17 protein-coding genes are annotated in these 18,579 nt (G+C 64.5%); 10 read left to right on the forward strand and 7 right to left on the reverse strand.

What is annotated here, in order from left to right:
* The first annotated feature begins 270 nt into the window (after positions 1-270).
* Positions 271-2,256: a TonB-dependent receptor plug domain-containing protein gene (locus ACP7EG_RS24595; protein WP_426089683.1), complete on the forward strand. Its 1,986-nt coding sequence runs from the start codon at positions 271-273 to the stop codon at positions 2,254-2,256.
* 27 nt (positions 2,257-2,283) lie between these two features.
* Positions 2,284-2,820, forward strand: coding sequence for a molybdopterin-dependent oxidoreductase (locus ACP7EG_RS24600; RefSeq protein WP_426089684.1), 537 nt, complete (start codon positions 2,284-2,286; stop codon positions 2,818-2,820).
* Positions 2,821-2,861: 41 nt separating this feature from the next.
* On the opposite strand, the gene ACP7EG_RS24605 is transcribed toward ACP7EG_RS24600, so the two are convergent.
* From ACP7EG_RS24605 to ACP7EG_RS24615, 3 genes are read right to left on the reverse strand one after another with little or no spacing between them, the layout of a single operon-like run.
* On the reverse strand, positions 2,862-3,791 hold the full coding sequence (locus ACP7EG_RS24605) for an alpha/beta hydrolase (RefSeq protein WP_426089685.1): 930 nt from the start codon (positions 3,789-3,791) through the stop codon (positions 2,862-2,864).
* The gene (locus tag ACP7EG_RS24610; protein ID WP_426089686.1) at positions 3,788-4,648 is read right to left on the reverse strand and encodes an alpha/beta fold hydrolase; all 861 of its coding nucleotides are present in this window, start codon (positions 4,646-4,648) and stop codon (positions 3,788-3,790) included. Before ACP7EG_RS24610 ends, ACP7EG_RS24605 begins: the two co-directional genes overlap by 4 nt.
* Before the next feature lie 13 nt (positions 4,649-4,661).
* Positions 4,662-5,723, reverse strand: coding sequence for a sugar phosphate isomerase/epimerase family protein (locus ACP7EG_RS24615; protein ID WP_426089687.1), 1,062 nt, complete (start codon positions 5,721-5,723; stop codon positions 4,662-4,664).
* A gap of 140 nt (positions 5,724-5,863) precedes the next feature.
* Here ACP7EG_RS24615 and ACP7EG_RS24620 point away from each other — a divergent pair, with 140 nt between their 5' ends.
* Positions 5,864-6,460, forward strand: a complete 597-nt coding sequence (locus ACP7EG_RS24620; protein WP_426089688.1) for a TetR/AcrR family transcriptional regulator — start codon at positions 5,864-5,866, stop codon at positions 6,458-6,460.
* Between the two features lie 14 nt (positions 6,461-6,474).
* Here the strand turns inward: ACP7EG_RS24620 and ACP7EG_RS24625 are convergent, their stop codons facing one another.
* Positions 6,475-6,843, reverse strand: coding sequence for a flagellar basal body protein (locus ACP7EG_RS24625; protein ID WP_426089689.1), 369 nt, complete (start codon positions 6,841-6,843; stop codon positions 6,475-6,477).
* Positions 6,844-7,111: 268 nt separating this feature from the next.
* Between ACP7EG_RS24625 and ACP7EG_RS24630 the strand changes: the two genes are divergently transcribed.
* From ACP7EG_RS24630 to ACP7EG_RS24645, 4 genes are all read left to right on the forward strand, one after another.
* Positions 7,112-8,188 carry a dienelactone hydrolase family protein gene (locus ACP7EG_RS24630; protein ID WP_426089690.1) on the forward strand — a complete coding sequence of 359 codons (1,077 nt, stop codon included), beginning with the start codon at positions 7,112-7,114 and terminating at the stop codon, positions 8,186-8,188.
* A 112-nt stretch (positions 8,189-8,300) separates the two neighbouring features.
* Positions 8,301-9,785, forward strand: a complete 1,485-nt coding sequence (locus tag ACP7EG_RS24635; RefSeq protein WP_426089691.1) for an NYN domain-containing protein — start codon at positions 8,301-8,303, stop codon at positions 9,783-9,785.
* 85 nt (positions 9,786-9,870) lie between these two features.
* On the forward strand, positions 9,871-10,488 hold the full coding sequence (gene trhA, locus ACP7EG_RS24640; protein ID WP_096234910.1) for a PAQR family membrane homeostasis protein TrhA: 618 nt from the start codon (positions 9,871-9,873) through the stop codon (positions 10,486-10,488).
* Between the two features lie 69 nt (positions 10,489-10,557).
* On the forward strand, positions 10,558-11,439 hold the full coding sequence (locus tag ACP7EG_RS24645; RefSeq protein WP_426089692.1) for a LysR substrate-binding domain-containing protein: 882 nt from the start codon (positions 10,558-10,560) through the stop codon (positions 11,437-11,439).
* Positions 11,440-11,455: 16 nt separating this feature from the next.
* On the opposite strand, the gene ACP7EG_RS24650 is transcribed toward ACP7EG_RS24645, so the two are convergent.
* Both ACP7EG_RS24650 and ACP7EG_RS24655 read right to left on the reverse strand, forming a co-directional pair.
* Complete coding sequence (locus tag ACP7EG_RS24650; protein ID WP_426089693.1) at positions 11,456-14,341, reverse strand: bifunctional diguanylate cyclase/phosphodiesterase; 2,886 nt, start codon at positions 14,339-14,341, stop codon at positions 11,456-11,458.
* Between the two features lie 152 nt (positions 14,342-14,493).
* On the reverse strand, positions 14,494-15,264 hold the full coding sequence (locus ACP7EG_RS24655) for a transferase spermidine synthase (RefSeq protein WP_426089694.1): 771 nt from the start codon (positions 15,262-15,264) through the stop codon (positions 14,494-14,496).
* 159 nt (positions 15,265-15,423) lie between these two features.
* Here ACP7EG_RS24655 and ACP7EG_RS24660 point away from each other — a divergent pair, with 159 nt between their 5' ends.
* Together ACP7EG_RS24660 and ACP7EG_RS24665 are read left to right on the forward strand one after the other, a co-directional pair.
* Positions 15,424-15,699: a hypothetical protein gene (locus tag ACP7EG_RS24660; RefSeq protein WP_071078435.1), complete on the forward strand. Its 276-nt coding sequence runs from the start codon at positions 15,424-15,426 to the stop codon at positions 15,697-15,699.
* Between the two features lie 37 nt (positions 15,700-15,736).
* Entirely contained in the window at positions 15,737-16,888 is a 1,152-nt protein-coding gene (locus ACP7EG_RS24665; RefSeq protein ID WP_426089695.1) for a diguanylate cyclase, read from the forward strand.
* Positions 16,889-16,894: 6 nt separating this feature from the next.
* Here the strand turns inward: ACP7EG_RS24665 and ACP7EG_RS24670 are convergent, their stop codons facing one another.
* Positions 16,895-17,233, reverse strand: coding sequence for a hypothetical protein (locus ACP7EG_RS24670; protein WP_426089696.1), 339 nt, complete (start codon positions 17,231-17,233; stop codon positions 16,895-16,897).
* Positions 17,234-17,481: 248 nt separating this feature from the next.
* Between ACP7EG_RS24670 and ACP7EG_RS24675 the strand changes: the two genes are divergently transcribed.
* Positions 17,482-18,564: a calcium:proton antiporter gene (locus ACP7EG_RS24675; RefSeq protein WP_099759686.1), complete on the forward strand. Its 1,083-nt coding sequence runs from the start codon at positions 17,482-17,484 to the stop codon at positions 18,562-18,564.
* Positions 18,565-18,579: the final 15 nt, after the last annotated feature.

The following is an 18,579-nucleotide window of genomic DNA, read 5'->3' on the forward strand; positions in this document are numbered from 1 at the left end:
GACTCCCTGAAAACCAGTTTGCCTAGCCGGATCTCGCATGTCAACCGTTTTGTGAAACATGCGTTCGCACAGCGAAATGCTGCGCTGCATGAAAAAGGCATGGAATTTGACTTGTGCGCACGCTTTTGGTCTTGTCGCTTGAGCATCGCTATATACCTCTGTATATTGCGCTGTTGGATGACGGCCGCCGCATGTGTGGCCGCTTTTTTTGTATTTTTTTGTATATCGCTATATAAGACGATATACAACGATAATGGAAAGATTGAAACGATGTTGAAACAGGTAATGGCAGGCGCCGTGATGCTGGCGCTGGCACAGCAGGCCGCTGGCAAGGAAGACGCGGATGCGGCGGCACCGTTCGTGTTGGGCACGGTGACGGTGATCGGCCAGCGCGATCAGCTGGGGCAAGTAGGCGAGCAGCAGGTGGGGTCGCAAGTAAGCCGCGCCGAGATGCGCCGCTTTAACCGCGACAACGTGGGCGACGCCCTCAATCTGCTGTCGGGCGTGTCGCTGTCGACCAATTCGCGCAACGAAAAAACCGTCGCCATCCGCGGCTTCGATGCGCGCCAGGTGCCGCTGTATATCGACGGCATTCCCGTCTACGTGCCGTATGACGGCTACGTCGATTTCAACCGCTTCACGACTGGCGACCTGGCCGCCATCCAGGTGGCCAAGGGTTTCAGCTCCGTGGCCTACGGCGCCAATACCCTGGGCGGCGCCATCAACCTGATCTCGCGCAAACCCGTGGCGCGCCTTGAGGGCGATACCTCGATCGGTTTCGGCTCGGGCAGCGAGCGCCAGGTATCGGCCAACGTGGGCACCAACCAGGGCCTGTGGTATCTGCAGGCGGGCGTGTCGTACATCGACAGCGACGGTTTCCCCCTGTCGTCCGACTTCCGTCCCACGGCCACGGAAGACGGCGGCACGCGCAACAATGCGTATCGCAAGGACCATAAGCTGTCGTTCAAGGTGGGTTATACGCCCGATGGCGCGCAGGCGGGCGACGAGTATGCACTGAGCTACTACAAGCAGCATGGCGAAAAGGGCCAGCCGCCATCGACCAACCCCGTCGGCGCGCGCTACTGGCAATGGCCGTACTGGAACAAGGAAAGCGTGTATTTCGTCTCGCAGACGCGCCTGGGCCAGCAGGAACGCCTGAAATTGCGGCTGTACCACGACAGCTACGACAATGAAATCACCTCGTTCACCAATGGCAGCTACACGACCCTGAAAACCAGCGGCCAGGGCAGTGTCAGCGGCGGGCGCAGCATCTATAACGACCGCACGAACGGCGGCGCGGTGGAACTCGAATCGTTCCGCCTGGCCGCGCACAGCCTGCGCGTCGTTGCCAGCGTCAAGGCCGACGAACACCAGGAACTCGACGCCAAGGGCGTGCGCAATACCTGGTACAAGGATGCCCTGTGGACCCTGGGTGCGGAAGACAGCATCGCCATCAATGTGGCGACGGAACTGTCGCTGGGCGTGTCGCGCAATGCACTGCGCCCGGACACCGTCTACAGCGCCGGCAATGCGTATACCTTGCCGAGTAATCAATCGGCCACCGACCTGCAGGCGGGCCTGTTCCACAAGATCGGTCTTGATGCGCGCGTGTATGCCACTGTGGCGCGCAAGTCGCGCCTGCCGACCCTGAAGGACCGCTACTCGCAGCGCCTGGGCACGTATATCGAAAACCCGGCCTTGCGCGCGGAAGAGGCGATGAACTATGAGCTGGGCTATCAGGGCAATGCGCAAGGCCTGGCGCTGGAGGCGGCGCTGTTCTACAGCGACGTGAAGGACAAGATCCAGAGCGTGGCGAACGTGTCGGGCGTGCGCGCGCAGATGCAGAACGCGGGCCGGGCGCATATCAGCGGTGTGGAACTGGGTTTGCGCGGCCGCGCCGGCGCCTGGCTGGACTTCGGCGGCAACTACACGTATACGGACATGAAAAATGTCAGCGACCGCGCCATCCGCCTGACGGACGTGCCGCGCCACAAGCTGACGGCGCACGCCGTGCTGCACGCGGCGCGCCAGGTCGACGTGGTGGCCATCGCTGAATCGAACAGCGGGCGCTGGGTCTCGAACACCCTGGAACTTGGCGGTTTTACGACGCTGAACCTGAAGGCCGTGTACCGCCCCTTGCCGGCATTGACCCTGGAAGCGGGCGTGGCGAACCTGGGTGACCGCAATTACGCGCTGTCCGACGGCTTCCCCAGCGCCGGGCGCACCTGGCTGGCCAATGCACAGTACCAGTTCTGATTTATCACTGTCATGAAAGGACACAGCATGTTGAAGACAATACTGGCTGGCTTTACCTCCGCGCTGCTGCTGGCTGCGGTGCCCGCATGGGCAGACCCGGCTCCGGCGCGCGACAACATGAGCCACGCGCTCAGGGTGACGGGCATGGTGGAAACGCCTTTGACACTGAAGGTGGCCGACCTGCGCCAGCTGCCGCCGGCCAACGGCGGGGAAATCTCCGTCACGCGCCACAACGGCGACAAGGCCGAGACCATCACCAGCTACAAGGGCGTGCGCCTGCGCGACATCCTCGACAAGGCGGTACTCGATGCGCCCGGTCATAACGACGTCAAGAAGCTCGCCATCATCGCCACGGCCACCGATGGCTACGCGGTGGTGTTTTCCTGGGGCGAGCTGTACAACGCGCCGGCCGGCGAGGGCGTGATTGTCTACTACGAAAAAAACGGCAAGGCGCTCGACGACAACGATGGAGAGATTGCCCTCATCTCGGCAAAGGACATTCGCACGGGGCCGCGCCATGTGAAATGGTTGAATGGCATCGAGGTGCGCAAGCTGGTGGACTGATGTGATACGCCGCCGTGGAGCCATCCCCGGCGGCGGTTTTTTTACGTTCCCAGCGCCTGCCGCATGGCCTGGCCCGCCACGTCGAACAGGCCGCGCGCCGCTGGCGTCAGGCCCAGCATGTGCATCGATGCATGGATCATGCCGTCGAGCTGCACGTATTGCGCCGCTACGCCGTCGTCGCGTAAGCGCCGTGCATACGCCGCGCCTTCGTCATGCAACGGATCGAATTCGCACACCAGCACGGTCGCCGGCGGCAAGTCCTTCAGCGAGGCGGCCCGCAGGGGCGCAGCATAAGGCTGCGCGCCTTCGGCCGGCTCGTTCAGGTACGCCGACCAGCAAAAGCGCATCGCTTCCCGGGTCAGCGAATGGCCCTGCGCATAGCGCTGGTAGGAAGCCGTGTCGAAGGCAAAATCGAGCGCCGGGTACAGCAGCAGCTGGTGCGCCAGCGCGGGGCCGGCCTGGTCGCGCGCCATCAGTGCCGCTGCGGCGGCCAGGTTGCCGCCCGCGCTGTCGCCGCCCACGGCGAGGCGCTTCACGTCGATGCCCAGCGCCGCCGCATGTTCGGCGACCCAGCACAAGGCCCGGTAAAAGTCGTTCAGCGGCACGGGGAACTTGTGCTCGGGCGCCAGCCGGTAATCGACGGAAAAAATCACGCAGCCGGTGGCGTTGGCCAGCGCGCGGCAAGGATTGTCGTACAGGTCCAGCGAGCACAGACACCATCCTCCCCCATGCGCGAAGACGATGGCGGGCAGAGGCTGGGCCGTCTGCGCGCCGGCCGGGACGTAGGCGCGCACCGTCAGTGCATGCTCACCCGGCAGCACGTAATCCTTGATCGAGGCGACGTCTTCCAATGGCCCGTGCAGCTGGCGCAGCCCCGTTTCCGTGGCGGCGCGCAGGTCTGCCTGCGAGGCAGGCGGCGGCGCATTTTTGCTCTCCTCCAGCCAGGCGGCGATCAGTGGATCGAGGCTCATGCGGGCTCTCCCGCCAGGAAGGGCAGCAGGTGAGCGATGAACGCTTCCGGCTGTTCTTCCATGATGAAGTGGCCGCATTCGACGACGATGGCGCCTTGTAAATGATCCGCCTTGCCTTGCATGGTCAGCAGGGGCGCATCATTCGTCGCGTGGTCGGCGCCGATGGCCAGCACGGGCATCGCCAGGCTGCGCTTGGCCCGTTCCAGGTTTTGCCGGATGGTTTCGGGGATGGCGCGGTAGTAGGCGAAGCCCGCGCGCAGGGCGCCCGGCGTGGCATAGGCATCCGCATACACGTCGACGGCCACCTTGTCGCGGCGGTACGACCAGCGGTCGAAAATGAAGCGGATGTACTCGCGCTCCTTGCCCGCCGTGAGCATTTCCGGCAAATCGAGCACCTGGTTGAACATGAAATGCCACAGGAAGATATTGTCGGACGGCGCCACGAAGATGGGCGGAGCGGGCGCCAGGCCGGGAATCACGGCTTCCGTCAGCGCCAGTTTCGTCACGGCCTGCGGGAAATCGCTGGCCAGCGCATAGCCGACCCACATGCCGATGTCGTGACCCACCACGTCGTACTGCGCGTGGCCCAGGGCCAGCATGGCCCGGTGCAGGGTGGCGGCAATAGCGCCCGTATCGTAGCCATCGGCCGGGCGGCTGGAGTGGCCACTGCCGGGCGGGTCGATGGCGATGGCCCGGTAGCCATTGGCGGCCAGCGCCGCCATCACATGGCGCCACGCATACCAGGTTTGCGGCCAGCCGGGAATCAAGAGCACGGGTTTGCCGGTGCCGGGACCAGCGATGACGCAATGCAGGCGCTGGCCGTCGATGCGGACGTAGTCGTGTGTAAATTCGTTCATGGGGTTTCCCTAATTAGTTGTGCTGGATGCCCAGCAATTGATGGATCTGTTGCGCGCTGACGGGGGCGCCGGCGAAGTCGTCGAAAATCTTGTCCGTGACGGGAATGATGTGGGCGTTGATGAAGGCCACGCCTTCGCGCGCGCCCACTTCCTGGTCCTTCAGGCAGCATTCCCATTCCAGCGTGGCCCAGCCCGCGTAGTCGTTCTGCGCCATCTTCGAAAAGATCGCCTTGAAATCGACCTGGCCATCACCCAGCGAACGGAAACGCCCGGCGCGGTTTTCCCACGACTGGTAGCCACCATAGATGCCTTGCCGTCCCGTCGGATTGAACTCCGCATCCTTCACATGGAACATGCGGATGTGCTCCTTGTAGATATCGATGAATTCCAGATAGTTCAGCTGCTGCAGCACGAAGTGGCTGGGGTCGAACAGCATCTTGCAGCGCGGATGGCGGCCTACGCGTTCATAAAACATCTCGAAGCTGATGCCGTCATGCAGGTCTTCGCTGGGGTGAATTTCGTAGCACAGGTTGACGCCCTGTTCCTCGCACACGTCGAGGATGGGCAGCCAGCGGCGCGCCAGCTCGTCGAAGGCCGTTTCGATCAGGCCGGGCGGGCGCTGCGGAAACGGGAACAGATACGGCCAAGCGAACGAGCCGGAGAACGTGCCCATGTCCGTCAGGCCCAGGCGCTTCGAGGCCATCGCCGCCAGTTTCACCTGCTCGATGGCCCATGCCGTGCGTGCTGCCGGCTGGCCATGCAGGTGTGCCGGCGCGAAGCTGTCGCACAGCGCGTCGTAGGCCGGGTGCACTGCCACCAGCTGGCCGAGGATGTGCGTCGTCAGTTCGCTGATGACCAGGCCATGGCCGGACAGCATGGCGACCAGTTCATCGCAGTATTGCTGGCTGCGTGCGGCCTGGGCCACGTCGAACAGGCGCGCATCCCAGGCGGGAATCTGCAGGGCCTTGAAGCCCATGCCGGCCGCCCACTCGGCGATGGCGGGCAGGGTGTTGAAGGGCGCCGTATCGGCGGCGAATTGGGCCAGGTGCAGGCTGGGTCCTTGGATGGTTTTCATATCGGCTCCTATTATTTGTCGATCGACAAAGAATAGGTGAAATTGTTGGCGCGGTCAAGGCGTCGCTGCAAAATAAATCGCGAAGGCGGGTTGCGTGCCAGGCGTTATACTGGCCGCCAGTTTGCAAGCAGAGGATCAACATGGCAGGAAGACCGAGGGAATTTGACCGCGCGCTGGCGCTGGCAAAAGCGCGCGACGCGTTCTGGACGCGCGGCTATGAAGGCGTGTCGATGGCCGACCTGGTGGCGGCGCTGGGCATCGCCTCGGCGCGCATCTATGCGGCGTTCGGCTCGAAGGAGCAGCTGTTCCGCGAGGCCGTGGAGCTGTATGAAACGGGCGAGGGCGCGTTTGCCGTGCACGCGCTGGCGGCCAGCCTGAATGTGCGCGAGGCGGTGGCGCGCATGCTGGAAGAAGCCGTGCTGCTGTACACGCGCAGCGGCCAGCCGCAAGGCTGCATGGTAGTGACGGCCGCCACGAATACGAGTGCGGAAAACGCCGGCATCGCCGACTGGCTGGCGCAGCACCGCCGCGCGCGCACGCAAGCCGTCATCGAGCGCTTGCGCGCGGCGCAGCTGGCAGGAGAGTTAAAAGGGGACGCCGACGTGCAGGCGCTGGGCGATTATTATGCGGCGCTGCTGCATGGCCTGTCGGTGCAGGCGCGCGACGGCATTCCGGCCGAACGGCTGCTGGCGCTGATTGCGCCGGCCATGGCGCCGCTGGCGCTGGCTATGGTGTAGAGAGTCTCAGGGCTTCAAGTCTTGACGTCGATCAGGCTGCCCAAGGCCTGGTCGGCCGCCTTGACGACATTCGCCGACAGGTTGAAACCGGCCTTGTAGACCAGGTTATCCGTCAGTTCGGACGCCAGGCCCACGCCGTTCGGCCGGCTTTCGGCGGCCTTGAGCGCATTCGCATTGGTGCCGCTGACGCTTTCGCTGGCCAGCTTGCGTCCTTCGACGGAGAGCGTGACGCCCGTGCCGGCCGGGCTGGCTTCCTGGAAGTTGGCCGATTGCGGCTGGAAGCCCGGCGTATTCGCATTGGCGATATTGTTGGCGGCCACATCCAGCGCGCGCTGGTTGGCGGTCAGCCCCGAGGTACCGCTGGTGAGGGCGGAGATGGACATGGCGACTCCTTCAGAATACGTCCAGTTTACTCCCGTCAGCGGGAAAAGTGTGGTGGTGCAAGGCAACAATTTTTCCGGCCAGTGATTGCCGTAAAAAATAGGTGCATCACATAATATTTTCATATTGCTCTGTGGCATTTCACTGCCTAGACTGGCAGGGAAGTCGTCCACGGAGTCCGCCATTTTCCATCTGCGTCGCCCCATTTTCCTGGCTTTACTGCTCAGTCTGCCTTGCCTGCCCCTGAAAGCCCAGCTTGTTCCCTCGCAGTTGCCGCTCGATGCGCGCCTGAACGAGCAGGTGATCATGGTGCCGGCCGGCGACGGCTTGCGCGAGATGCTGGAGACGACGGTGTTCCGTCCCGCCGGCCCCGGCCCGTTTCCCTTGCTGCTGATGAATCACGGCAAGCAGGCCGGCCCGGCCCGGCTGCAGCAGCGCGAGCGCTTCATCTATATGGCCACCGAATTCGTGCGCCGCGGCTATGCGGTGATGCTGCCCATGCGCGCCGGCTTTGCGCGCTCCACGGGCGCCTACCGCGATTTCGGCTGCGACATGCTGGGCAATGCCCAGGGCCAGGCGCGCGACATGCTCGCCGCACTGGCGTATGCGCGCCGCCAGAGCTGGGTCGACCCGCAACGCATCGTCGTCGCGGGCCAGTCGTATGGCGGCATGGCGGCGCTGGCGCTGGCCACCAGGGTGCTGCCCGGCGTGCGCGGCGTGCTCAATTCTGCCGGCGGCCTGCGCGTCGACATGCCCGGCTGCGACTGGCAAGGGGCGCTGGCCAAGACTTTCGCCACCCTGGGCGCCTACAACCACATTCCCAGCCTGTGGCTGTATGGCGCGAACGACTCGTATTTTTCGCCGGCGCTGGCGCAGCGCCTGTTTCGCTCTTTCACGGGTTCCGGCGGCCGGGCGCAACTGCTGGCCTATGGCCCGTTCAAGCGCGATGCCCACCTGACCCTGGGCAGCCGCGATGGCGTGGCCGTGTGGCTGCCCGCCACGGAGCGCTTCCTGCAGAGAATCGGCATGCCGGTGCGGCAGGTTTATCGCGTGGCCGATGCGCCGCCGCCGTCTGCCACGCATTTCGCGCCGCAGGACGATATCGCCGCCGTGCCGTATCTGGAAGAGCAGGGCCGCGCTGCCTACCGCGTCTTCTTGGAGAAAACCGCGCCGCGCGCCTTTGCCCTGTCGGCCAGTGGCGCCTGGGGCTGGGCCGAGGAGGGCGAAAGTCCCGATGTGCGCGCACTCGCTTCGTGCCAGCGGCGCAGCAGCCTGCCGTGCCAGTTGTATTCGGTCGATGAAAGCGTGGTTTGGCCGGGCGCCGGCGCCGTCGGCGGTGCGCAATAGGCTGCCGCGCACGATAGTTGTCGCCGAAACGGGCGATGGGCGAATATACTAGGCGAAAAGGGAGGCGTTGCGCTTCCCGTCCGCCCTTATTATCCAGCGAGAATTCACCCTTATGGCGTCATCCCCAGAAAACCTCAGCATGGCCGTGTTTTGCGACTTCGAGAACGTCGCGCTCGGCGTGCGAGATGCAAATTACGAAAAATTCGATATCAAGCCCATCCTCGAACGCTTGCTGCTCAAGGGCAGCATCGTTGTCAAGAAGGCATATTGCGACTGGGACCGTTATAAAAGTTTCAAGGGCACCATGCATGAGGCGAACTTCGAGCTGATCGAAATTCCCCACGTGCGCCAGTCCGGCAAGAATTCGGCCGACATCCGCCTGGTGGTCGATGCCCTGGACCTGTGCTACACCAAGGCTCACGTGAACACCTTCGTCATCATCAGTGGCGATTCCGATTTTTCGCCGCTGGTGTCGAAACTGCGCGAAAACGCCAAGCAGGTGATCGGCGTGGGCGTCAAGCAGTCGACCTCCGACCTGCTGGTGGCGAACTGCGACGAATTCATTTTCTACGATGACCTGGTGCGCGAGAGCCGCCGCACGGCCGCCAAGCGCGACGCGCGCGAAAGCCCGGCTGCCGCTGTCAAGCGCTCGCCCGACGAAGAAGTGCGCCGCAAGGAAAAATACGAGTCGCGCAAGACGGAAGCGATTGAAATGGCCGTCGAAACCTTTGACGCGCTGGTGTCCGAACGTGGCGACAGCGGCAAGATCTGGGCTTCGATGCTGAAAGAAGCGATCAAGCGCCGCAAACCGGACTTCAGTGAATCGTATTACGGTTTCCGCACCTTCGGCAACCTGCTGGAAGAAGCGCAGACGCGCGGTTTGCTGGAATTTGGCCGCGACGAGAAATCGGGCGCGTATGTCTACCGCAGCAGCGGCCTGGTGGCCGTGCCCGCTGCCGTGAACGCGGATGCCGCCAGCGAGACCATCGCCAGTGGCGAGGCCGGCGCGACGGCGGAAGAGGGCAACAGCCGCGAAGGCGGCAGCCGCCGCGATTCGCGCCGCAATGGCCGTGGCGGCCGCAAGCAGAACGAGCAACGCCGTAGTGAAGCGCCACAGGCCTTCGTGCCGGTGGCCGAGGCCGAATCGGACGTCATCGAGCAGTATGCGCCGGCGCCGCAGCCGGAAGTGCTGCACGAGGTGGCCGAAGCCGTGGAAGCGGTGGCCGAGGTGGTGGCAGAGGGCAACGCCAAGCGCGGTTCGCGCCGCAATGGCCGTGGCGGCCGCAAGAATGGCGATGGTGCCCGTGAAGCGCGCGCCGAAGTTGTCGAAGTCGCTGCGGTGGAAGCCATGCCTGAACCTGTACCTGAGCCGATAGTGGAAGCGGTCGTGGAAGCCAAGCCGAAGGCCAAGCCGCGCACGCCGGCCCGCAAGGCGGCAGCATCGAAAAAGCCGGCCAAGAAGGCGGTTGAGGCGGTAGTCGAAGTCATCGAGCCTGCGCCGGTGGAAGTCGCTTCGGTCGTTGAAGACAAGCCGGCCAAGGCGCCGCGCAAGACCCCGGCGCGCCGTCCCGCGCGCAAGAAGGCGGAAGCGGCTTGATTGAAACCCCAAAACAAGGACTGGGGTCAGACCTTGAAGGTCTGACCCCGGAGTTTTGCTGCATCTCGATACGCTCGGCTTAAGCATGTACCACGGTGAACGCTTCAACAGCATTTCCCATACGGTGGGCGCCGCGCTGGCGGCCATCGGCGGCGTCATCCTGATCGTCGCAGCAGCCCGCACGGGCGACCCCTGGAAAATCGTCAGCTGCAGCGTGTATGCGGCCATGCTGCTGACCTTGTACCTCACTTCCACCCTGTATCACAGCGTGCGCGGCAAGGCCAAGGCCGTGCTGCAGCGCCTCGACCACTGCGCCATCTATCTGCTCATTGCGGGAACCTATACGCCCTTCATGCTGGTGACCCTGCGCGGGCCGTGGGGCTGGTCGCTGTTCGGCGTCGTCTGGGGACTGGCGCTGTTTGGCATCGTGCAGGAATATGTGTACGCGAAAGGCGCGCGCATCCTGTCGCTGGTGATTTACGTGGCCATGGGCTGGCTGGTCGTCATCGGCATCAAGCCGCTGCTGGCGGCGCTCGAGTGGAACGGCTTCCTGTGGCTGGTGGCAGGCGGGCTGTGTTACACGGGCGGCATCGCTTTCTACGCCACCGACCACAAGCTGCGCCATGGCCACGGCATCTGGCATCTGTTCGTGCTGGCTGGCAGTAGCTGTCATTTTATCGCCATTTTGTTCTACGTTGCCTGACGTAGCCGCTCGCCCTCACTGTTGCCGTGATTCCATTATAATGGCGCGATCTGTGAAACAAGGGCAAGAATGGATATCAACTCGGACGACCTGAAAATCTTCGTCACCGTCATCGACAGCGGCACCCTGAGCGCGGCCGCCGTGCACCTGGGGCAAACCACCTCGGGCGTCAGCCGCGCCCTGTCGCGCCTGGAAGACAAGCTGGCCACCTCGCTGCTGACGCGCACCACGCGGCGTATGGAGCTGACGGAAGAGGGGCAGCTTTTGCTGGACAAGGCGCGCGCCATCCTCGCCTCGATGGAAGACGTGGAGGAGTCGATCCGCATCCGCCGCCAGAAGCCGGCCGGGCGCCTGTGCGTGGATGCCGCCTCGCCCTTCATGCTGCATTGCGTGGTGCCCCACGTGGCCGAGTTTCGCGCCATGTACCCGGACATCCGCCTGGAGCTGACCAGCAACGACCAGATCGCCGACCTGCTCGAGCACCGTACCGACATCGCCATCCGCATCGGCGCCCTGGTCGACTCGACCCTGCATGCGCGCGCCTTGACTGCCAGCCCGCTGCACGTGCTGGCCACGCCCGACTACCTGGCGCGCCACGGCGTACCCGACACGCCGGAAGCGCTGTCCGGCCATGCGCTGCTGGGTTTTGCGCAATATGAACTGGGCAATCACTGGCCGCTGCGCCACGCTGCCGGCAACAGCCTGCAGATCGTGCCCGCGCTGGCCGCGTCCAGTGGCGAAACCCTGCGCCAGCTGGCGCTGCATGACCAGGGCATCGTCTGCCTGTCCGACTTCATGACGAAGGACGACATCGCGGCCGGCCGCCTGGTGCAGGTGCTGCAGCCGTTCTACACGGGCTACCGCCAGCAGATCCACGCCGTGTATTACCGCAATACGCAGCTGGCGCAGCGCATCAGCTGCTTCCTCGAATTCCTGCAGCACAAGCTGTAAGGCCAGCGCCGTACGCTCAGGCCAGGGCGCCGGTGTCGTGGATGGCTGCCCGCAGCAGGACTTCCACCTCATGCGCCGGCAGCGGATGGCTGAAGTAATAGCCTTGCGCTTCGTCGCAGCCGTGCTGGCGCAGGTAGTCCAGCTGTTCCGCTGTTTCCACGCCTTCGGCCACCACGCGCAGCTTCAAATTGTGCGCCAGGGCGATGATGGAGACGACGATGGCCGCGTCGTCCGCGTCGCGCGCCACATCGCCGACGAAACTGCGGTCGATCTTCAGCACGTCGATGGGGAAGGTGCGCAGGTAGGCGAAACTGGAATAGCCGGTGCCGAAGTCGTCGATCGACAGTTGCACCCCCAGCGCCTTCATGTCGTGCAGCTGGCTGACGGCCAGCGCCACGTCGTGCATGAACAGGCTTTCCGTCAGTTCCAGTTCCAGACAGGCGGGTCGCAGGCCCGTTTCCTGCAGCACTTCGGCGATCAAGGCGACCAGGTTCGGCTCGTTGAACTGGCGCGCCGACAGGTTCACGGCCAGGCGCAGCGTGTCCAGTCCCGCCGCATGCCAGCGTTTCACCTGCGTGCACGCTTCGCGCATGACCCAGGCGCCGATCGGCACGATCAGGCCCGTATCTTCTGCCAGCGCGATGAAGCGCTGCGGCGCCACCATGCCCAGTTCCGGGTGCTGCCAGCGCAGCAGTGCTTCCACGCCGACGATGCGTCCGCTGGCCAGGTCCACCTGCGGCTGGTAATGCAGCACGAACTGCTGGCGTTCCAGCGCGTTGCGCAGCGCCGTCTCGATGCGCAGGCGCTCCAGCGTGGCCTGGTTCATGGCCGTCGTGTAGAACTTGATGTTGTTGCGGCCCTGTTTCTTGGCGCAGTACATGGCGATGTCGGCCTGCTCGATCAGGTTCTGCGTCTCGCCATGCAAGGTCACGTCGCCGGGGGCGTCGTAGCGCGACATGTCGTAGACGGCCACGCCGATGCTGCAGGTAACGAAAAATTCCTTGCCGTCGAGTAGTACCGGCTGGGCCACGGCATCCATCACGCGCTGCACGATGGCGCCGCTGAGCACTTCGTCGGCCTGTTCGCACAGGATGGCGACGAATTCGTCGCCCGACAGGCGCGCCACCGTATCGCTTTCGCGCAGGCTGGCCTGCAGGCGCGTGGCGATGGTTTTCAGCAGCACGTCGCCGGCCTTGTGGCCCAGGCTGTCGTTGACGAACTTGAAACGGTCGAGGTCGATCAACAGCACCCACAGGGCCCGGTTCTTGCGCCGCGACAGGGCCATGGCCTGCGCCAGGCGGTCGCGCAGCAGGGCGCGGTTGGGCAAGCCCGTCAGCACGTCGTGGTGGGCGATGTGCTGGATTTGCTGCTCGGCCAGCTTGCGTTCCGTGATTTCGGACCCTGTGCCCCGGTAGCCGTGAAATTCGCCCAGCTCGTTGAACAGCGGTTCGCCATTGATGCTGAACCAGCGCAGCTGGCCATCGCGGTCTTTCATCGCATATTCGAGGTTGGAAAAGGGCAGGTGCGCTTCCAGGTTGGCGATATGCTGTTTGCCCCAGCGCGAATTGCGCATCTCCGGGTTGTTGTCCCAGCGCGTCATGCCAATGAAGCGTTCCAGCGGCATGTTCGACTTGTCCGTAAAGCCGCCGGTGATGTGGGTGAAGCAGAAGTTGACATCCTGTTCCCAGTACCAGTCCGAGGACAGGGCCAGCAGGCGGCGGAAGCGTTTTTCGCTTTCCTGCAGGGCGCGTTCCGTGCGCTGGCGCGCCCGCACATCGGCGCTGAGCAGTTCATTGCTGCGCTTGAGGTCGGCCGTGCGCTGCTCCACCAGCAGCTGCACGCGGCGCGAGCGCTGCGTCAGCGATTGCACAAAGGCGGCCGTCAGCACGCTGAACAGCAAACCCGTGATGAGGGTGAACAATGAGCCCAGATGGTCGGCCAGGAAGGGGCGCGGATGGGCCACCACGCGCACATGCCAGGGCCGGCCAGCGGAGGCAAAGCCCCGGTCATAATGGCTGTGATAGGCAAATCGCAGCCAGCGTGGCAGCGACTCCCAGGCGTCGCCCGCTGCGGCGGCAGGCGCCTGGCCATGCCGGAAGATCAATTGGCGCGGGTCGGCTTCAGCATCGGCGTAGACGCTCAGTTCAAGCTGCGGGTCGCCCAGCAGGTCGGCGCCGGCGAGGATTTTCTGCACCAGTTCGCCGGCGCGGACGATGGCCGCCGTATCGCCGATCAGCGCCGCGCGCCGCTGCTGCACCGTCTGCAAGGGCATGCCATGGCGGTACACGGGGCGCAGGATGACGAAACCCTGCTGTGGACCCTGCGCCAGGGCCAGCAGGCCCGTGGCGGTGGTCTGGCCGCTGATGATGGCCTGTTCCAGCGCGCTGGCCAGCAAGCCGTCAGGGCGCACGTTCAGGCCGAAGGCGGGGCGGTTGCCCTGCAGCGGTTCGAGGTAATCCACCACCAGGTAGCTGGCGCGCGTTGTCGCGGGCAAGACGACGCCATCGCGCATTTCCGTCATGGCGTAATCGGGCACGATGCGCCGCAGCTCGGCCTCGAATGCCGCGCGTTGCGCATGCGGCACGATGCGGTGGAAATTGAAGGCCTGGATGAACGGGTGGCGCTGCAATAGCGGCGTGGTGAAGTCGTGGAACTGCTCGCGCGTGACCGGTACGACGGCGGCAAACAGCTGGTTGGTCGTGGTCAGCACCTCGACCGCGTCGTCGAGTCCCTGCTCGATGGCGGCCACGCGCGCGCCGGCGCGCTGCTGCAGACTCAGGCTCATTTTGTCGTATTCGAGCTGGCTGATGGCGGCGAACAGCACGGCGGTGATGCTGGCGCCGCAGGCAAGGGTCAGCGCGGCCGCGGCAGAAATCGACAATGGCAGGCGGCCACGCAGCATGTTTTTTCCTATCTCACTTCATGGATACTTGGATTCGGCGGCGCCTGCCGGCCCCGCAGGCCACAGTTTGTCATAAACCACATCCATCATGCTGATTTTGCACCAAATTACTGCTATTAAGCAACAACATCCATGGCCGGGGAAGGCGACGTTCAGTCGCTGTCCGCGCCTGACCGCCGGCGCACGCGCCACAACTGCCATGCGGGCAGCCAGCGGTTCAGGAAACCCAGGCCGCATACGCGCCGCCAGCGCACCAGGCGCACGACGCGCAGGGCCCGGCCCATCCCGAGCTTGTCTGGCCTGGCGGCGAAGACGATGCGGTTGTTGCCGGCGATGCCGTCGAAGTGGCACACGGCGCCGCGGAAGGTGAGCATCAGGCGCGCCAGCATGGCAGGGTAGTGCGCGTCATAACTGAACAGGTTGGCTACCAGCACGCCGCCGGGTAGCAGGGTGCGCAGGCAGTCCGCATAGAAGCGCGCGCTGCCCAGTGCGGGCGGCAGGCCCGTTTCGTCGTAGCCGTCGAGCAGCAGCACGTCGGCGCAGCCCGGATGCTGGCGGATATAGCTGACGGCGTCCGTTTCGATGATGCGCAGGCGCGCGTCGTCGGGCGGCAGCATGAACTGCTCGCGCAGGGCGATCACGTCGGCGCGCAGTTCCAGCACCGTGATGCGTGCGTCTGGCAGGTGGCGGTGGCAGAATTTCAGCAGCGAGCCGCCGCCCAGTCCCACCATCAGGATGTGCCGGGGACGCGGCACGAACAGGGTGAAGCACATCATGGCGCGCGCATAGCGCAGCAGCAGATGGTCGGGGCGCGACAGCAACATTTCGCTCTGGATCATGCCTGGCTGGAATTCCAGGCGGCGCCGGTCGCCGCAGGTATGCACCTGGGGGGCGCGCACGGCAGGTAATTTGCTATCCGGCATAGGACGACTTCGCTGAGTGGACTGGGGAAGATGCTTTGTTGCATTCAGAGAAATCTGATAAGCTCCCATGAGCATACCCGATTAATCCGCGCCGAGCATGCGTATATGCATATGGCGCGCGGCGGCACGGCCACGCAGTCGGGCACCATGGAGACAAGCATGTTTTTGGATCACCCCATCATTACCGCGACGAACAGTTTTACCGAGCCTGACCGCATCGAGCGGCTGACGCGCGTATATGGTTATGCGGCGGCGCTGGCCGACGTGGCCGCCAACTTCGGATTCATTGAAAAAGTGGCGCAGATTCATGACCACAAGGGCACCCTCATCGTGTTCTGGCATGAGGCGCCCAGTGAAGTGGAAAAGCAGTATTTCGTGCAGGCGTGGGCCAGTAAGGTCGGCGACGGCAGCACGAATGTCGAACACGAAATCTGACCTGGCGCGCCGCGCCTGCGCATCGATAACGTAGCCCATGGATATCAAGACTCTGGTACTGGCCCTGGCGCTCGGCAACCTGAGCCTGTGCGCGGCCCTGTTCTTCTTCGAGTACGAGCGCAAGAAGTCGCTCAGCCTGTCCACCTGGGCGGTAGCCAAGCAGTGCCAGGCCGTGGCCTGGTGTTTGCTGTATTTCCGCGGCGTCTTGCCCGATATGCTGTCCATCTTGCTGGGCAACAGTCTGCTGTTTGCCGGCATGGCGCTGGACGCGGGCGCGCTGTGGCAGGCGGCCGGGCGCAGCGGCTGGCGCCGTTATGTATTGCCGGCGCTGGGGTTGTCGGTGGCGCTGTTTGCCGCCTGCTACCTGTTTGACGTGGCGCCGCTGCTGCGCAGTGCCGGCGGCTCGCTGATCGTGGCCGGCTTTTTCCTCGCCGGCGTGGCCGCGCTGTGCCTCAAATGGCGCGAGGCGAGCATGCTGCGCCGCTTCCTCGTCGTCAGCATGGGCATCCTGTCGCTGCTGATCGCCGCGCGCGGCGTGCTCGCTGCCGCTATCCCCGCTTTTGACGCCGAGCTGTTGCAGCTGGCCGGTTTTGGCGCCCTGTACCTGATGATGCTGACGAACGCCTTCGGCTACCTGCTGCTGTCGCGTGAAAAACTGGGCGGCGAACTGGCGCGCCTGGAGGTGCTCGACGCTGCCACTGGCGTGCCGAACCGGCGCGGTTTTTACCAGGCGCTGGCGCCGTGGATGGCGCTGGCGCGCCGGCCCGGCTTGCCGACGGCGCTGGTGGTGCTCAATATCGACCATTTCAAGCGCGTCAACGACAGCTATGGCCATCCGGTGGGCGACGCAGTGCTGAAAACCATCGTCGATACGTGCCGCCAGCAACTGCGCGACAGCGACCTGATGGGCCGCCTGGGCGGCGCCGAATTTGCCATCCAGCTGCCGCGCACGACCCTGGTCGATGCGCTGATGGTGGCCGAGCGTATCCGCGCCGCCGTCGAAGTGCTGCCGGTCAAGACGGAACGCGCTGTGCTGCAGCTGACGGCCAGCCTGGGCGTGACCACCATCCGCGCCGAGGACAGCACCGTCAGCCTGTTCAAGCGGGCCGACGAGGCGCTGCAGGCGGCCAAGCAGGCGGGCCGCAACAGGGTGGTGGAAGCGCAGGGCGCCAGCACGCTGGACGTTTAAGCCGGCTTACTTTTTGCGCGAGCCCAGCCAGCTGGGTTCCTTGCCGCACTCCTTGCTCAGGAACAGGGCGTCGAGGCCGGGATCGCAGCGCCGGTCAGGCGCCTTCATCGGCTCGACGGTGAGCCATTCGCTTTTGGGCAGGATCTTTTCTTCGCGCGGCGCCACCGGTGGCGCGGGCGGCAGGCTGTCTTGCCACTTTGACTCAGCGGCAGGCGCAGGCGGGGTGGCCCAGTTCGCGTCAACCTGCGCTTCGCGCGCTGGCGGCGTGTCCGCGTATGCGGCGGCGCAAAATACGCTGCCCGCGAAGAAGAAGGTGCGCATGGCCGTGTTGTGTATTGAAATCATGGTCTGTCCTTGGTCGTTGCCGGTAAGGCGTACCCTGCAGTATGACGGCGGCAGCAAGCAAAAAGACAAGAAAATTGCAACGGCATGTTACCAGACAGGCCATGCTGGCCGCCGGCACCCGAACATGTGCATTCTCTAACTTTCATTTAAGCTAGGCAAGTTATGCTGTGGGGTGCACGTCAGGCTGTCCTGGCTGTCCTTTGCTGTCCGCACCGCAGTTCCCCTTTCTTACTCTTGCCAGGCCCACAATGAAAATGCTCAAATCTCTGCCTGTATGGCCGCTTGCCGCCCCCCTTGCCGGCTGGCTGTTCCTGTTCGGTTCCACCTTCAATGTCGGCGGCTACTATCAGATCCTGCTGGTGGCTGGCCTGATCGGCAGCGTGCTGGCCGCCGTGTACCACGCGGAAGTGGTGGCGCACCGCATCGGCGAACCGTATGGCACCCTGGTGCTGGCGCTGGCCGTGACCCTGATCGAGGTGGCGCTGATCGTCTCGCTGATGCTGGCCGGCGGGCCGGAAACGACGGGACTGGCGCGCGACACCGTGTTTGCGGCCATCATGATCATTTTGAACGGCATCGTCGGTATTTGCCTGCTGCTGGGCGCCGGGCGCCACCGCGAGCAGACCTTCGGCCTGCTGGGCGTGAGCGCGTCGCTGGCCACCCTGGCGGCCATCGCCATCCTGACGCTGGTGCTGCCGAATTACACCTCCAGCGCCGCCGGCCCGTACTACAACTCCAGCCAGCTCATTTTCATCGCCGTCATCTCGCTGGTCTTGTACGGCACTTTCGTGCTGGTGCAGACGGTGCGCCACCGCGACTATTTCCTTCCCAAGGAAGCCGTCGGCGACGAAGAGGTGCATGCGGCGCCGCCCACGCCCACCGTCGCCTGGGTCAGCGCCGGCGCGCTGCTGGTGTGCCTGGGCGCCGTGGTGCTGCTGGCCAAGTCGCTGGCGCCCGCGCTGGAGACGGCGATTGCCGCCATGGGTGCGCCAAAGACCCTGGTCGGTATCGTCATCGCCGCCATCGTGCTGCTGCCCGAAGGCCTGGCCGCCGTGCGTGCGGCGCGCGCCAACCGCTTGCAAACGAGCTTGAACCTGGCGCTCGGCTCCGCCCTGGCCAGCATCGGCCTGACGATACCCGCCGTGGTGGTGGTATCGCTGGCCACGGGCCTGACGATCACCCTGGGACTCGATATCAAATCCACAGTGCTGCTGCTGCTGTCGCTGATGGTGGCTACCCTGTCGCTGGGCACGGGCCGCACCACGGTCATGCAGGGCACCGTGCACCTGGTGATTTTCGCGGTGTATTTGTTTACCACCATCGTGCCCTAAACGTCGCAGCTGCGC

The organism is Janthinobacterium sp. PSPC1-1, assembly GCF_049897625.1.
Classification (GTDB): domain Bacteria; phylum Pseudomonadota; class Gammaproteobacteria; order Burkholderiales; family Burkholderiaceae_D; genus Janthinobacterium; species Janthinobacterium tructae.

What these genes read in the sequence shown, in the direction of transcription:
- ACP7EG_RS24665 (WP_426089695.1), top strand. Translation starts at nt 15,737, where the DNA reads ATGGATATCAAGACTCTGGTACTGGCCCTGGCGCTCGGCAACCTGAGC.
- ACP7EG_RS24670 (WP_426089696.1), bottom strand. Translation starts at nt 17,233, where the DNA reads ATGATTTCAATACACAACACGGCCATGCGCACCTTCTTCTTCGCGGGC.
- ACP7EG_RS24610 (WP_426089686.1), bottom strand. Translation starts at nt 4,648, where the DNA reads ATGAACGAATTTACACACGACTACGTCCGCATCGACGGCCAGCGCCTG.
- ACP7EG_RS24595 (WP_426089683.1), top strand. Translation starts at nt 271, where the DNA reads ATGTTGAAACAGGTAATGGCAGGCGCCGTGATGCTGGCGCTGGCACAG.
- trhA (WP_096234910.1), top strand. Translation starts at nt 9,871, where the DNA reads ATGTACCACGGTGAACGCTTCAACAGCATTTCCCATACGGTGGGCGCC.
- ACP7EG_RS24620 (WP_426089688.1), top strand. Translation starts at nt 5,864, where the DNA reads ATGGCAGGAAGACCGAGGGAATTTGACCGCGCGCTGGCGCTGGCAAAA.
- ACP7EG_RS24650 (WP_426089693.1), bottom strand. Translation starts at nt 14,341, where the DNA reads ATGCTGCGTGGCCGCCTGCCATTGTCGATTTCTGCCGCGGCCGCGCTG.
- ACP7EG_RS24675 (WP_099759686.1), top strand. Translation starts at nt 17,482, where the DNA reads ATGAAAATGCTCAAATCTCTGCCTGTATGGCCGCTTGCCGCCCCCCTT.
- ACP7EG_RS24605 (WP_426089685.1), bottom strand. Translation starts at nt 3,791, where the DNA reads ATGAGCCTCGATCCACTGATCGCCGCCTGGCTGGAGGAGAGCAAAAAT.
- ACP7EG_RS24625 (WP_426089689.1), bottom strand. Translation starts at nt 6,843, where the DNA reads ATGTCCATCTCCGCCCTCACCAGCGGTACCTCGGGGCTGACCGCCAAC.
- ACP7EG_RS24615 (WP_426089687.1), bottom strand. Translation starts at nt 5,723, where the DNA reads ATGAAAACCATCCAAGGACCCAGCCTGCACCTGGCCCAATTCGCCGCC.
- ACP7EG_RS24655 (WP_426089694.1), bottom strand. Translation starts at nt 15,264, where the DNA reads ATGCCGGATAGCAAATTACCTGCCGTGCGCGCCCCCCAGGTGCATACC.
- ACP7EG_RS24600 (WP_426089684.1), top strand. Translation starts at nt 2,284, where the DNA reads ATGTTGAAGACAATACTGGCTGGCTTTACCTCCGCGCTGCTGCTGGCT.
- ACP7EG_RS24660 (WP_071078435.1), top strand. Translation starts at nt 15,424, where the DNA reads ATGTTTTTGGATCACCCCATCATTACCGCGACGAACAGTTTTACCGAG.
- ACP7EG_RS24645 (WP_426089692.1), top strand. Translation starts at nt 10,558, where the DNA reads ATGGATATCAACTCGGACGACCTGAAAATCTTCGTCACCGTCATCGAC.
- ACP7EG_RS24635 (WP_426089691.1), top strand. Translation starts at nt 8,301, where the DNA reads ATGGCGTCATCCCCAGAAAACCTCAGCATGGCCGTGTTTTGCGACTTC.